The following is a 14736-nucleotide window of genomic DNA, read 5'->3' on the forward strand; positions in this document are numbered from 1 at the left end:
AACAGTCCCGTTCGGTACTTTGATGTTAAAAAAGTGCCGGACGGGACTGTTTCGTATGCCGTTCCTTTCATTCTGTCCTTCCCTATATTATACTGAAATAGGTAACCGCTCTTGTTAGAAGGAGGAAGGGATTTGGACAATAAAGTCGCCCTTATTACGGGAAGTGCGAAGGGCCTTGGCAAGATGACAGCTCTTCGGCTGGCTGCGGAAGGCTTCGATATTGCATTAAATTATGTGCATAGCAGGAAGGAAGCGGAAGCTCTTCAAGCAGAGATCATGGAGCTTGGTGTGCGTTGTATTGCGGTACAAGCGGATGTCTGTATAGCCGATGATACAGAGCGACTCGTCACCACGGTTGAAAAGGAACTTGGAGAAGTGGACATACTGATTAACAATGCAGGACCGTTCATTCGTGAGCGGAGGCTGTTTGCTGAATATAAGCAAGAAGAGATCATGATGCTGATGCAGGGCAATTTGGTCGGTACGATGCTCCTTGATCATCGGGTGCTGCCTTCAATGCGGCGCAAGAAATGGGGACGTATCATTCACTTTGGATTCAGTCACACAGGAGAGGCAAGATCCTGGCCGCAGCGGGCGGTGTATGCGGCTGCCAAGGTAGGACTGGTTTCCTTCACGAAGACACTGGCCGTCGAGGAAGCGCCCTATGGAATTACAGTGAATATGATCTGTCCGGGGGATATTAGAGGAGATCATAAGGAAATGACGATTGAAGCGGTCAGCGGGCTCGTTGATAAGGAGACTCCTCGAGGCAGACCTGGCAGCGGAGAAGACGTTGCAAGAGTCATTCATTTCTTGTGTCTGGAGCAATCGGACTTTATTACCGGCAATATTATGGATATTTCCGGTGGACTCGATCCGATAAGACCGACCATTAAGGAATGAGAATGAGCGGGAGAAGTCAGAAGTGCCTCAAAAAAAAGAGTCCCGGCTTCTGCACATGACAGAAGCTTCGGGACTCTCTTATATGATGGTATGGGATACTAGAATACTTGAACAACTTCTTCTACGCCTTCGACTTCTTCGACTAGCGCGCGTTCGATCCCTGCTTTTAGTGTGATGGTGGAGCTTGGGCAACTACCGCAAGCACCCATCAATTTCAGTTTCACAATACCGTCTTCGACATCGACCAATTCCACGTCACCGCCATCGCGCTGCAGGAACGGACGAAGTTTATCGAGCACGTCAGAGACTTCATCATACATGGTGCTGCTTTGTACGTTTTCGCTCATATTATCAACTCCTTTCCTTCCCTTTATTATAGTATAAAATACGCCAAAATAAAATGGTCAAACCAAAAGCAGGTGAATAAAATGAGACCGATTATAGAATTTTGTACCAACAATATGCATTTTGGTACGGATGAGCTCTTTGAAGAGCTTGAAGAGAACATGGACTATGATGTCATCGAATACGGCTGCCTCAGCAATTGCGGACAATGCAGCATTACCCCTTTTGTACTGGTCAATGGTGAAGTTATCACCGCAGCCAGCCCTAAAGAACTGCATGAAGCCATTTTGTCCAAAATCGCTGAAGCTGACGCATGGGATGACTTGGATATATGAGTTAACCCGCTTGGTTTCAGCTAGCCAAGATGACGTTTCGACATCCAGAGAACACCGCTCTTTAGAATACGCGGAACACGCCCCATCATGGAGGTCTTACCCATGAGCCCAAATCCGGCTTTTTTGCCTAGTGCACCCAGTGTGCCTCTCAGGCGAAGTGCCTCGACTTTGGGCTCTTCGTTTCTTAGAAGAGCAGAAATGACATGCGCAATCTGCTCACCTTGCACTTCAGCTGCTTGGGCGCTTGGGGCAAAAGGCAGGCTCGCACAGTCTCCGACAACATAGACTTCTTTGTATTCTGGAATCTGGTAGTACTCGTTCAATTTCACACGACCGCTTGGATCTTTCTCAACAGGTAGATCCTGCACCAATTGTACAGGCTGGATTCCTGCCGTCCACACAATGGCATCTGTCATAATTTCCTCATCCCGGTTATAGATCGAGCCAGGCTCAACACGGGATACAGAAATATGATTCTTGATCTCCACTTGATGCTCACTGAACCACTCACCCACGTAAGCAGACAAACGCTGTGGAAATGCAGAGAGAACACGTTCGCCGCGATCGAGTATGGTTACGTTTAGATCAGCGCGGCTTTCTCTTATTTCCGCTGCCATCTCAACTCCGCTTAAGCCGCCGCCCACAATATGCACATTGGCGTAAGGCTTGAGCTCACTTAGACGCATATAAGTTTCACGAGTGCTCTTGAAGCTTTGTATTGTGCAGCTATACTCTTCAGCACCTGGAGTGCCATGGAATCGATCGGTACAGCCAAGGCCGATGACGAGCTGATCATATTCAATCATTTCTTCATTTTGAATGGAGATGGATTTTGCATCCAGATCAATGCTCGTCACTTCACCATATCGATATTCCAATTGATGGTGAACCGGGTACTGTACCCGAAGATCATAATCAGACACGGTTCCGGCTGCTAGTGCATAGTATTCTGTCTTCAGACCCTGAAAAGGCATGCGGTCGACCAGCGTGATATGGACATCCTTTGGCAATGGACCTTCAATTAAGTGTTTAACAATAGTGAGGCCGCCGTAGCCGCCTCCAAGTACAACAATATTCTTCATAGCGAAAAAACTCCCTTTCCTGATGTGCACCCACATAAAAAGAAGCTGTCAGTTGTCTGGTTATTACTAAAGAATATAAAATCGACAGTCCAATATTATGGGTAACGTCGTCTTTGTTGTTATTGCTTGGGCTGGTTCGTGCATAAGTAAGGATCAGTCCCTGCTCGGGAACTGATCCGTTAATAATTAAGAAGTACGTAAATGGGAGAGTCGACTGATCATATTCGATCTTATTCAAATACTTCAATCTCGTTATAGAACGTATCCCGTTCAACAGGAACACGTCCTGCTCCTTTAACGAGCCAGATCAGCTCCTTGCGGGTGAGTCCCGCTGGAGTCAGAGCACCTGCTGCGTGACTGATCTGTTCTCGGACAATTGTGCCATGTACGTCAGAGGCCCCGAAGCTTAAGGAGACCTGAGTCAGCTGAGCACCAATATTAATAAAGTAGGCTTTGATGTGGTCAAAATTATCTAGCATGAGTCTCGAGATCGCAATGGTCTTCAGATCCTCATAAGCGGAATTACGGCGCATGATGCCGGCGTTCTTGCTCTTCGGCTGCATGGATAGCGGGATAAATACGAGGAACCCCTTCGTCTCATCCTGCAGCTCGCGAATTTGGAGCATATGGTTAATCCGGTCTTCATAGGATTCCACAGATCCATACAGCATCGTGGTGTGTGTCTTCATGCCGAGTTGATGAGCTGTGCGGTGAACCTCCAAATAACGGTCTACATTTGCCTTGGTCACCTTCATTTTTCTACGATATTCATCGGAGAGGATTTCTGCCCCGCCCCCGGTAAGAGATTGGAGTCCCGCCTTCATGAGCTCCTGTAGTACTTCCTGGATACTGAGACCGCTGATGCGGGTGAAGAAATCAATCTCAGCGGCAGTATAGGCTTTCAGTGTTACATTCGGATATTTCTCGTTTAAAGCAGCAAGGGAATCGACATAATATTGAAAAGGCACATGCTGATTATGCCCGCCGACGATATGGAATTCCCGTACTCCCGGATGAATGTGCTGCTCCACATAATCAATCATTTCTTGCCCGGACAGCGTGTAAGAGCCTTCCTCGCCTTGATCTTTGCGGAAGTTGCAGAAGGCACAGCGTGCCTCACACACATTGGTGAAATAAAGGCTCATATTTTCGATAAAATAAACTTTCTTTCCGTTCTTGCGAAGATTTACTTCGTTAGCAAGCTGTCCGATCGTTAGCAGATCGTCGCTCTCATACAAGTAAACACCATCTTCAAGCGTAAGACGCTGACCATTCTGAACCTTCTTTATGATGGCAGCCATCTTCGAGTCCGTATGTGGTGTAATAAGGGTGGACATGCGCATTCCTCCTAGTCCGTACTTTTTTGGTTTGTGCTGTGACCATTAATTCATGCTCTCACATAGGTTTACCCGTAGGAGTCCCAAGATCAATCTTCAATAATGAATGGTTGTGAAAAAAGTTACAACTACATTTATGACAGCAACTGGATACACTGTGACAAAATATCGACAGTTTGGCCTCAAATACCCTACCTATTATAAACCTCACATTTCTTAGGTTCAATATCTGGAAATAAAAAGAATGCATTCTTAATAAAAAGCATACCGAAATGCGGATAGGTAACTCTTGAGGTACGAAAGTCACTGGAGTATAATTTAGTTATCAGGAAAGAAGGAGGTAAGACTTATGATTACAATTAGCGAGACAGCGGCAGAGCATCTGAAAGATATGCTTGAACAGCAGGAAACACCGAACATGTTCCTCCGTCTTGGTGTGACACCGGGAGGCTGCACAGGGTTCTCCTATGCGATGGGTTTTGATGATAACGAAACAGACGATGATGTATATATGACAATTCAAGATATGAAAGTAGTCGTGGAGAAGGACAGCCTTCGCTTCCTCGACGGACTTGAAATCGACTTTGAAGAATCCGGTATGACGGGCGGGTTCACCATTCATAATCCGAACGCGATTGCGACTTGTGGGTGTGGTTCTTCCTTCCGTACAGCTACGGACGCGGGTAAACCGAACGAAGAGCCTTGCTAAGACGGGAATTTAAAGTGTCTTTATAGTGTCTAACCATGAAACGGACCTTCTGAGCTATGTAAGCAGTATGCTTATTTAGTTCAGAAGGTTTTTCGTTTATTATGAATTATAAAATCAGATAAGTCAGCATAGAGGGGAGCTTGGCAGTGTGAGTTGGTTCTTTGCAGGTGTTTTTTGGCTGGTTTCTTTATCGGCCTTCCTTTTTGGGTTAAATTTAACAAGAGAATTACATAAGAGCACAGACTATTCGGTCAGCACCGTTTCATTCCATTTCTCAAACGAATCCCCAGCAGGGTGGTTTCTTGGTGTGATCTTTTCCTCAATTCCAGGGCTAATTATAGGCTTCTTTAGCATCCTTCCTTGGTGGCTTGCAAGGACTGTTCTTTTTGGAATTAGCATTATAATGTTTCTATTAGGAATCAACGTATTGAAAATATTGTAACTACTTTTATCAGATTCTAAAGTTTCTTGGCATCCACGATAAGAGACACGAACCCGAGCTGGTCTCCTGTATTCCTATGGTCAAATCGTTTGGAGCGGTAGATGAATCCGTCCTGCGCATTCCACTCCTTTTCATGAAACTCGCCTTGCTCATCGCAATATTCCAGTAAAGAAACTATAAAGCCAGCCTCTTCAAACATGGACGAAAGCGTTCTGTAATTGTGGACTATTTTGTGACTGGCTGCTGGATGGTCGCAAGGACCGGGACCACCAACTTGGACGGCTTGTTGATAAGCTGCATCAGGAAAAAAACCATCCGGCACCGCACAGCGAACATAACCACCGGTCCTCAAATATTTGAAGCAAGTCTTCGCAGCTTGGACCCCCTCTTCGTAGCTTAAATGCTCCCATACATGCTCAGCTAGAATAACTTTGATGGAGTCTGGACGAAATTGGCTCCGCCAATGTTCCTTATTCAGCAGGTTCAACTCCGACTCCTGTGTCTCCATCCAGCCGGGATTATTGCTGTATGCACCAGAACCAATCACTACTCTTATACCTACGTTTGCCATAGAAATCCCCCTCACACAGGTTATCCAGTGTTAGTATATCGGCACCCATAGAAAGCCGTACATAGAAGGATGTGACCTCCATATGGAGTTTTGAGGATGACTTCATGTTTCGAGGCGAATTTCCGATACTAGTTCTATATCACTCGTTCTTTTGAACCACATAAAGGGGAAATCATACTGATACATAAAATGATAAGGAACACGTTATTTTTACTTGTCGTGATTGCACTTCTAGTTATAGTCGTGAGGAAGGTATCCGAGCCTGTCTTCTCTGACCTGATCACACTGCCGATTACCGATAAAATAGCGCGAGGTGCACTGGAGGATCTGCCTCTTCCTCCATCGCAGGAGGAGCTGATCGCGTACGCTCAGCAGCTTGCCGAGGAGGGGACAGTGCAATATTCTACAGATTTAACCCTTCAGTACGAGCAGGCATCTGGTGATAGTAAGGGCATCATGACGGCTGCTTACAAGGAAACGCTCCTTGGCTTTATTGATATGGAATCTTCATCACTGGCCGAGATTTCAAATCGTCCGATTTATGAAGAGAATGTGATGATTTCGAGCTCACTGGCTGCGGATATAGAGGGAGAGCAATATGCACAGACCCGTGCAGATCAAGATCAGCAGGCTGGCATGGATGCCATGCAGCTTGAGCCGGGTATGGAGCAGCAAGAGAACAGAGAGCAAGATAACCTTATAACGACGGACGCTTCTGTTCCTGTTGTTGAAGAAGGGGATGTGCGGAAGAGTGATGGAGGTCCCAGTTCAGGAAGCTCCAATACGGGCTCCGAATCCACTGACGTCACAGTTGACAGCGAGGTTTCGATTGCGGGCAATGAAGGAGTCGCTCTTTATGTAAATGAAGTGTATTTTGACCGTTATCCTAATCTTAAGGAGGCAGTTCGGCTGGCGTCATTGGTTAAAAATGCAGCACTGATTGATCTGCGTACAGATCAAGTGGTCTGGGACAATTATAAGCACAGCGCAGATTAGCCGGTGCAATAACGCTATACCTCTATACAAATCTCACTTTATCGCGCATGTATTCAATGGCATTTATGACAATTCACCTGCACATATGTTAGCATAGAGACATGGAATTCTCAGGTGACATTATTTAGCCAGATCATGAAGAGTGAGGTATACAATATGCTTGAAATGGAACGGATTCACCATGTCAGTCTTGCGGTTCGGGATATCGAGCGCGCTCATGCTTTTTATTCGGAAAAGCTGAAGTTTAAGCGGCTGGAGCGTCCCCCTTTTAACTCCACGGGAGTATGGTATGCGATCGGGGAGCATCAGCAGCTGCATTTATTGGAGCATCCTGCAGGAGATACGCTGAGAGAGCGTGGAATTGACACGACGGATGGACATTTTGCAATATGGGTGAAGAGTCATAAGGCGACAATTGAATGGCTGGAGTCTCAGAACATCCCGTATGAAGCAAGACCCGACAGTGTTGCAGGATTTGCCCAAATTTTCATTCTGGACCCTGACCACAATATTATTGAATTCGGAGCCCCGTATTCGTCGTAAATGCCGGCACTGAGCCTGCTTCGAGCGATATAAAAAAACGACTACTGCTTATTCGTTAGGATTCGGCCCATCTAAAAATGGACTGAATTCTAAAGAATACGTAGTCGTCCTCGTATATTAAACTTCCGTTTGGAAAATGACCGTGTCACGGGAATAATGATGCTCTCTTCCGTCTTCACTTCTTAACCGGACTTTATCATTGGAGAACATTTCTACAAGACCACGGGCAATTTCGCAATAGACGCCAGCAGAATCCTCCTGCCAAACGGAAACGACGGTTTGAGATAAGGCCGCAGTAAAAAACTCGATGTTTTTTTGCAGCGTTCTGGATTTATTGGAATTCATCGTATCCTCCTTCTTTCGTAAGGTGACAACTACGTTCACGTATAATAGCACTGACGTAAACACTTTACCCTACTCTATTCTCTATTGTAAAGCATCCCGTCAAATTTGGTAGAAACATTCTCATATTATTTAGTATCTACACATTCAGGAATCGTAATATGGGTCAACCTTGCGGTGATTTTACATTGCGTTTACACAAAGAGTTTACAATAAAAATGGATAACTCTTTAGAAAAAGTGAGTAAGCTCAATCAGGCTTCGAACAATACACTTCATGAGTGAGGGAAGTATGAAAAAGGAGAATTATAATCACGACATGAACCCATATCTGAATCGGGATTTAAGCTGGCTGGAATTCAACAGAAGAGTACTTGAAGAAGCACAAAGCCCGGATACACCCCTGCTGGAACGCGTCCGCTTCCTATCCATTGTAACGACCAACCTGGATGAGTTTATGAGCGTGCGTGTTGCAGAGACCAGAGAGAAGATTAAGGCTGGCTTGACGAAAAAGGACTTTACCGGGTACACGGCAACAGGTCTATATCGACGACTGATGAAACGAACGATGAAAATGGTCAGTGAGCAGTATCGTTCATACCGCGATTTGCTGAGACAACTGAGTAAAAAGGGGATCGTATTTATGGAATATACGGACCTGAATGCAACCCAGCAAAAAGCAATGGAGCAATATTTTCACGATATTGTATTTCCGGTACTGACACCGATGGCTGTAGACTCCAGCAGGCCTTTTCCACTCGTACACCATAAATATGTGTATTTGGCCGTAGTTTTGCGCAAGGAAGATAGCAAGGAAGCGAATGATCATTATTTTGCGATTGTACAGGTTCCTTCCAATATTCCGCGTGTTATCTCAGTTCCGCTGCGGTCTAATAGCAAGAAGAAATCATTCATACGAATTGAAGAACTGATAAAACATCATATTCAATCTTTGTTCAGCGGGTACATCCCAGAAGCCGTTCATGGCTTTAGACTAACACGGAATTCAGACTTGTACATCAATGAGGAAGAAGCAGAGGATCTGCTCGAAGAGATTGAAAAAGAGCTGAGAAGACGCAGAAGAGGTGCGCCTGTACGTCTTGAGGTGGAGCAGGGAATTCATCCGTATGCACTTGAATATTTACAGGAAGAATTCTCGATAGGCTCCGATGAAATCTTCGAAATTCAAGGGCCGATGGATCTTGGATTTCTAAGCGGATTTGTGGATCAGCTCGAAGGATATACCCATTTGAAATATCCCGGCATCAAGCCTGTTTATCCAGATATCTTCAATACGGAGGAAAGCCTGTTCCGCATTTTGCGAAGACAGGACGTATTGCTGTACCATCCATATGAGTCTTTTGATGCGGTTACGGATTTTGTAGAAGAGGCATCAGAGGACCCGCAGGTCATGGCAATCAAGATGACCTTATATCGGGTAAATGGAGATTCCAGACTGATTCCGGCACTTGCTCATGCAGCTGAGATGGGCAAGCAGGTGACGGTTGTTGTCGAGCTGAAGGCAAGATTTGATGAAGAGCGAAACATCGCTTGGGCGAGGAAGCTGGAGAAGGCGGGCTGTCATGTTGTATACGGCCTTGTCGGACTGAAGACACATGCCAAGATCATCCTTGTCGTTCGAAAAGAGCAAAATATGCTCAAGAGATACGTCCATGTAGGCACGGGCAACTATAATGCGAGTACAGCACGGGTGTATACAGATATCGGACTCCTCACTTCAGATCCGCAGATCGGTGAGGATGCTTCTGAGGTATTTAACGAAATTACGGGGTATTCCGCAGCTCAGGGCTTGCAGCAGCTTCATATTGCACCAGCTGGACTGAAATCAAGGCTGTTTGAGATGATACGCAGAGAAGCAGAGAATGCAGCTCAGGGTAAACCAGCTCAAATTATCGCCAAGATCAATTCCCTGTCCAACCAGGAGCTGATTGACGAGCTTTACGCTGCTTCACAGGCAGGAGTCAAGATTCAGCTGATCGTTAGAGGTGTATGCTGTCTTCGTCCCGGAATAGAAGGACTCAGCGAGAATATTCAGGTCATCAGTATCGTTGACCGGTTTCTTGAGCATTCACGTATTTTTTATTTTCAGAACCATAAAGACCCAGAGGTCTACTTATCCAGTGCGGATTGGATGACTCGAAATCTAAATCGCCGGATTGAGCTGATGTGTCCAGTACATGATCCACAGCTTAAGCAAACGATCGTCAATATACTAGAATTGTCGTTACAAGACAATGTGAAGGCCCGGCTCCTTCTATCGAACGGGAATTATGTTCCTGTTACGAATGATGAGCCGAGCCTGAGAAGTCAATTTGAAGCACTTAAGATCAACACGTGGAAGAAAGAGAAAGAGACCATTTCAAGCTAAGCTTCCAAGCCTTCTCAATATCTTTCTTAACCTCCGCTAGCTCCACCCGTTCCACAGACGGCTCCCTGCTGCAGTTTAACTGCAGGTGCAGGGCGTCGTCTGTTTTTTGCATATCTACCCTGTGGATCGCTTTTCCTCCACTGTACAGAGCTCGGGCGAGTTTAAGAAGGGAGCCGATTTGGTGTATTTTATCCACATCAGCTGGTGTCAGTATATCCAAATGATCTTGGATTTGCTTTGGCGTACGGTTCTTATGGTAATCACAGATCATTGCAGAGATGACCGTTTCTCGATGACTGAGTCCCCACATGCCTTTGTTCATGAGCCAATACATGGAATGGGAGCTTGCCCGGTGATGATGTACCCGCTCTCCTATTCTGTAAAGCATGGACACAGCATAAATGATGCGCTCATCCTGTGTCTGTCCTTGGCCTATAAGTGTAGTGTGAAGCCGCTTCATTAGGCTGTAGACTTGATCAAGCTCCTCCTGCGGTGCAAGTGAATCAAAGGCAAGAGCATTGTGGACACTCTTGTACAAGACATCCTGATCCATAAACTGAGGGAATTGCCGATGAAGCGGCTCATAGAACAGCCCGTCACGAAGTCCTGCTCCGCTCACAACATAATGGGTAGACCTTAATAGCTCGTAGATCGTCTGCAGCAGGATCACACCAGGAATGATCAGATCGGTTCGATCCTTGGATAAGCCAGGGGTCTTCTTACGCTGATCATATGGAATATATGGAAGTGTGTCATAGAAGGATTGAATTTCTTCCTTGCTTATCATGTAGCCGTGCATAAGCGGAAGGGAATAGGCTTGTCTCTTCTGAACCATTTTTGCCAAGGCACGAACGGTCCCACCTAGACCGACCAGCGGAAGATTTGGATGCGCGAGCAGCCAGTCCTCATCTTTCAAGGCGGTAAGAATGGAGTGTTTGAATCCTTGCACGGTTTCTGAACGCCAGTAATCGGCTGTGCCATAACGTGCATGAGAATTTACCGCACCGTAGGGGATCGATAGGCTTGCTCGATACTCCCGGTTAAGGAATAGTGTGATCTCTGTGCTTCCTCCTCCGATATCAATGATATATCCGTCCTGAAGAGGAATGGATTCTCGCACACCGAGAAATCCAAGCCGTCCTTCGTCCTCACCGGAAATAAGCTCCACGGTAAGTCCGGTCGCCGCTCTAATCCAGGCTGTAATTTCTTCACTATTTGCAGCATTTCGAATGGCTGCAGTCGCAGCTGCCCGAATATGTAAGACATCGTATGCTGAACAGATATCCTGATAGCTCAGCAGAACGGGAATGATTGTATCTATATTTTCTTTGGTGATGGTGCCGTCAGGACTCACTCTTTGACTGAGTCTGGCTGCATATTTTTTCTCATGGAGAACCCTATGCTCTCCCGAATGAAGTACTTCGTATATAACGAGTCGAATCGAGTTCGATCCAATATCAATGATGCCAATTCGATGATTCATGTCAGCAAGCCACTCCTTTTTGTGAGACTCCCAGGTGATTCCTATTCGGATATTGGATTAATACCATCCTATCGCTTATTAGATACATATATACTCGAACGAATCAGTGCCAGGTTATGTATAAAGCCTATGTCTAAATATATGTACTATATTGTAACAGCTTAAACAGACAGCATAAACAAAAAAACCGCTTCTCCAGATAGGAGAAAGCGGATATTTTGTAAAACTTGGTTGATTGCATTACGAAGTAATGAACTCAATGACACTGATGAAAATCCCTGTAAAGATGAGAGAGAATACGATACAGCCGATTCCAAACCCGATGTGTTTCTTGTCACGAATAAATTTAATGCCTGTCACGAAAGTAAGGATCGTTACAGCAACAAGTACGAGAACGATGGCAAAATAAGCGACCCCGTATAGACTTTCAATTAATTGTACCACTTTAGTTAGTGCTCCCTTCCAGGGTTATAATCTGCTTGCAATGTTTCTATAAGTTTAACCAAAACAGGCTCTCTACAAAGGCATACATACAAGAGAAGCAAGACTTCCGCCAATATATATGTAGTATATACCACGCTTAAGTTCATCCTGAAATCTTAATAGAGGGGAGAAGGAAGAAAATGAGCTTGACGATCGGAAGTAAGTGGTTAAAAACACAAGTGCTCCTGAGCAATGCCTCTGTTGCTAATCATATCCCAGAAACCTGCTTGTTTACCAAGCAGCATCTGAAAAATATGTTACAAAAATACGGAATGGTATTTGTTAAGCCCGTCCATGGAGGCGGGGGAGCCGGTGTCATTCGTGTCAAGCAAGAGCAGACAGGTTATTCATACACCAAATTGTCGCGCCGACTGACGTTTTCGAATTTTGATCTTATGTATGCCTCGCTTTTGAGAGCAAAGAAGAGAAGAAGCTATCTAATACAACGTGGAATTGAGCTGGCTCAGATCGGAGGCAGACCGATCGATTATCGTGTCAAATTCGTCAAGAAAGAGGCGGGCTGGAAGATCACGGCAATGCTTGGAAGACTAGCACGACCCGGCCTTGTGATAACGAATGTATGCAAGGGAGGAACCCTGATTAAAGGACGGCTGGCGTTACAGCAATCACTTCCCCATATCAGTGCTCGGTCAAAGCAGCAGGAGATGCGGAATTTAACACTTGTTTGTACAGCCATCTTAGAAGAAAGGTTCCCGGGAATCGGACAATTGGGCTTTGATTATGGACTTGACCACTCAGGTAAGATCTGGATTCTGGAAGTCAATACAAGACCTCAATAATTGCTCTTTATGGAATGCTGCTTTCTCTTCATTCTATCAAAATTTAATAGTTCTCGAAAAAAAATTTTTGATAAGGTTTTCAGAAGAAATGACCTGTGTATAAATATTATCCACATAATCCACTTGCCAAAAATATAGATTTATCATAATTATTAACAATTTATACACAGGATTTCCACAAGTGGATGTGGATATCAAGAACGCTTGTTCTACTTTTTATTCTCTGATATGATAGCTTTGAGGAATAAATAGGAAAGGTTGTGTCGGACACATGGCTATGCTCTCAGATGAGACGCTGCTCGATTCTTACCATATGGCAATCGAGCTTCAGCTTGATGTCGATTTCATAGCATTATTGTTAGAAGAAATCCACAAACGTAGATTGCATACCGACGTATCTGCCGTTCTGCACTAGAAATCCTCGATTTGTGGACGGTCAGATCCTTCCAGGCACGTACCAAGTATCAGCTGCATATGAGAATTCCGTCAGACAATGAGGACAATGCATCAAGTGTAAGCATTGATTGGCGGCTGCTGGTATCGTTTGAGCGTGGGAAGATGCGACATAGGGACTGTAAGGTCCTGCGTAATCTTCCTGCAGTCCGCAATCTACGGTTTCTTGATGGCAGTTGGGACATAGTAAAACGGGTGCGGAATCTAGACCGTTACATATTGGGCATACATATGACAAAGGGTATCCACTCCTGAGATTAGTTTCAGGAGTAAGATACCCTTTTTTGTTGCAATATTATTCATTTATCGCTTACAGCTTCATATTGCTGCTATGGCCAGGGGACAGCTTCGCGCTTGGGTCCACATAGACCTTGGCGTTATTAACTGCAGTCGGTGCTTCGCCGAATCCAACAGCAATCAGCTTCAGCTTACCTTCATAGGTTGTAATATCACCGGCAGCAAAGATTCCCGGAATACTTGTCTCCATACGTGTGTCAACTACGATGGAGTTGCTGTTAATCTCGATGCCCCACTCGGCAATCGGACCTAAAGAGGAGATGAATCCAAAGTTTACAATGACATCGTCAACTTCAATTTCTTGTGTTTCTTTTGTTTTGACATGAGAGAGCGTTACCTTCGTGATACGGTCTTCACCATGAAGCTCGGTAATCTCTACTGGTGTAACTACATTCACTTTGGAAGCCATAAGGTTCTCTACACTGTGCTCATGCGCACGGAATTTATCGCGGCGGTGAATCAGGGTGACCTGCTCTGCAATTGGCTCTAGCATAAGCGCCCAATCTACTGCAGAATCTCCGCCTCCGCTGATGAGCACCTTCTTGCCGGCAAAGCGCTGCAGATCACTTACAAAATAGTGCAGGTTCGTTTGTTCGAATTTGCTCGCTCCTTCAAGATCCAGTCTGCGAGGCTCGAATGCGCCCACACCTGCTGTAATAATAACGGCTTTGGCATGATGAACGTCTTTATCTGTCGTTACGATAAAATGCCGCTCTTCTTTCTTTTCAACAGAAAGTACCTTCTCCTCCAGACGGATATCGGTATCGAAGCGTTTCATTTGCTCCAGCAGATTGCCAACGAGATCGCCAGCCGTAATCTTTGGAAATCCAGCAACATCGTAGATGTATTTCTCCGGATACAAGGCGGCAAGCTGTCCGCCGAGCTGAGGCATGCTTTCGACGATTTTGACCGAAGCCTGGCGCATACCTCCGTAAAATGCAGCAAACATCCCAGCGGGACCGCCGCCGATGATGAGCAAATCAGTTATATCTTGTGTGGAATCTGGGGTCGTCACCTGTAAAACACACCTTTCATGTTTTATTCGAATCAATATCGTCACGGATTCAAATCCCACGAATTTCGATTCATAGACCAATGGGTAAATGGAAGTAATATGTCCATTAGTCCTTCTATTTGATAGTCATTATCAATTATAGACACTACTCTTGCTCGTTGCAAAGAACAATATACAACTTTTCCTATAATTTTCACCCAGAAAACGATTAT

Annotated in this window: 16 protein-coding genes; 8 read left to right on the forward strand and 8 right to left on the reverse strand. The window is 45.2% G+C overall.

The genetic code is table 11. The annotated features are described in order from the left end of the window. Positions 1-132 precede the first annotated feature (132 nt). Entirely contained in the window at positions 133-903 is a 771-nt protein-coding gene (locus tag BLW49_RS21600; protein ID WP_090726831.1) for an SDR family oxidoreductase, read from the forward strand. 98 nt (positions 904-1001) lie between these two features. Here BLW49_RS21600 and BLW49_RS21605 read toward each other — a convergent pair whose 3' ends face one another. Continuing rightward, on the reverse strand, positions 1002-1250 hold the full coding sequence (locus BLW49_RS21605) for a NifU family protein (RefSeq protein WP_047913558.1): 249 nt from the start codon (positions 1248-1250) through the stop codon (positions 1002-1004). An 81-nt stretch (positions 1251-1331) separates the two neighbouring features. Here BLW49_RS21605 and BLW49_RS21610 point away from each other — a divergent pair, with 81 nt between their 5' ends. Beyond that, on the forward strand, positions 1332-1583 hold the full coding sequence (locus tag BLW49_RS21610) for a YuzB family protein (protein WP_076315023.1): 252 nt from the start codon (positions 1332-1334) through the stop codon (positions 1581-1583). A 20-nt stretch (positions 1584-1603) separates the two neighbouring features. Here BLW49_RS21610 and BLW49_RS21615 read toward each other — a convergent pair whose 3' ends face one another. Together BLW49_RS21615 and mqnE are read right to left on the reverse strand one after the other, a co-directional pair. Then, positions 1604-2665, reverse strand: a complete 1062-nt coding sequence (locus BLW49_RS21615) for an NAD(P)/FAD-dependent oxidoreductase (RefSeq protein ID WP_076315024.1) — start codon at positions 2663-2665, stop codon at positions 1604-1606. 230 nt (positions 2666-2895) lie between these two features. Then, complete coding sequence (gene mqnE / locus BLW49_RS21620) at positions 2896-4002, reverse strand: aminofutalosine synthase MqnE (RefSeq protein WP_090726832.1); 1107 nt, start codon at positions 4000-4002, stop codon at positions 2896-2898. 349 nt (positions 4003-4351) lie between these two features. Between mqnE and BLW49_RS21625 the strand changes: the two genes are divergently transcribed. Next, a complete protein-coding gene (locus tag BLW49_RS21625) occupies positions 4352-4711 on the forward strand; it encodes a HesB/IscA family protein (RefSeq protein ID WP_076315026.1) in 360 nt (119 codons plus the stop codon). Positions 4712-5169: 458 nt separating this feature from the next. Here BLW49_RS21625 and BLW49_RS21630 read toward each other — a convergent pair whose 3' ends face one another. Continuing rightward, the gene (locus tag BLW49_RS21630) at positions 5170-5724 is read right to left on the reverse strand and encodes a class I SAM-dependent methyltransferase (protein ID WP_090726834.1); all 555 of its coding nucleotides are present in this window, start codon (positions 5722-5724) and stop codon (positions 5170-5172) included. 189 nt (positions 5725-5913) lie between these two features. Here BLW49_RS21630 and BLW49_RS21635 point away from each other — a divergent pair, with 189 nt between their 5' ends. Then, a complete protein-coding gene (locus BLW49_RS21635) occupies positions 5914-6720 on the forward strand; it encodes a hypothetical protein (RefSeq protein WP_090726835.1) in 807 nt (268 codons plus the stop codon). A 156-nt stretch (positions 6721-6876) separates the two neighbouring features. Further along, positions 6877-7263 (forward strand): VOC family protein, encoded by a 387-nt coding sequence (locus tag BLW49_RS21640; RefSeq protein WP_047913564.1) that lies wholly within the window; start codon positions 6877-6879, stop codon positions 7261-7263. A 117-nt stretch (positions 7264-7380) separates the two neighbouring features. On the opposite strand, the gene BLW49_RS21645 is transcribed toward BLW49_RS21640, so the two are convergent. Continuing rightward, positions 7381-7608, reverse strand: coding sequence for a hypothetical protein (locus BLW49_RS21645; protein WP_076315029.1), 228 nt, complete (start codon positions 7606-7608; stop codon positions 7381-7383). Positions 7609-7896: 288 nt separating this feature from the next. Between BLW49_RS21645 and ppk1 the strand changes: the two genes are divergently transcribed. Continuing rightward, on the forward strand, positions 7897-9993 hold the full coding sequence (gene ppk1, locus BLW49_RS21650; RefSeq protein WP_090726838.1) for a polyphosphate kinase 1: 2097 nt from the start codon (positions 7897-7899) through the stop codon (positions 9991-9993). Here the strand turns inward: ppk1 and BLW49_RS21655 are convergent. Beyond that, positions 9953-11476, reverse strand: a complete 1524-nt coding sequence (locus BLW49_RS21655) for a Ppx/GppA phosphatase family protein (protein ID WP_090726840.1) — start codon at positions 11474-11476, stop codon at positions 9953-9955. The genes ppk1 and BLW49_RS21655 overlap by 41 nt on opposite strands. Before the next feature lie 240 nt (positions 11477-11716). Continuing rightward, the gene (locus BLW49_RS21660; protein ID WP_090726841.1) at positions 11717-11920 is read right to left on the reverse strand and encodes a hypothetical protein; all 204 of its coding nucleotides are present in this window, start codon (positions 11918-11920) and stop codon (positions 11717-11719) included. 179 nt (positions 11921-12099) lie between these two features. On the opposite strand from BLW49_RS21660, the gene BLW49_RS21665 reads away from it, so the two are divergent. Both BLW49_RS21665 and BLW49_RS21670 read left to right on the forward strand, forming a co-directional pair. Continuing rightward, complete coding sequence (locus tag BLW49_RS21665) at positions 12100-12759, forward strand: YheC/YheD family protein (protein ID WP_090726844.1); 660 nt, start codon at positions 12100-12102, stop codon at positions 12757-12759. Between the two features lie 271 nt (positions 12760-13030). Beyond that, positions 13031-13174, forward strand: coding sequence for a sporulation histidine kinase inhibitor Sda (locus tag BLW49_RS21670; protein ID WP_090726845.1), 144 nt, complete (start codon positions 13031-13033; stop codon positions 13172-13174). 348 nt (positions 13175-13522) lie between these two features. Here BLW49_RS21670 and BLW49_RS21675 read toward each other — a convergent pair whose 3' ends face one another. Next, complete coding sequence (locus BLW49_RS21675; RefSeq protein ID WP_076315035.1) at positions 13523-14524, reverse strand: NAD(P)/FAD-dependent oxidoreductase; 1002 nt, start codon at positions 14522-14524, stop codon at positions 13523-13525. Between the last annotated feature and the right edge of the window lie 212 nt (positions 14525-14736).

The organism is Paenibacillus sp. PDC88, assembly GCF_900106725.1.
Classification (GTDB): domain Bacteria; phylum Bacillota; class Bacilli; order Paenibacillales; family Paenibacillaceae; genus Paenibacillus; species Paenibacillus shunpengii.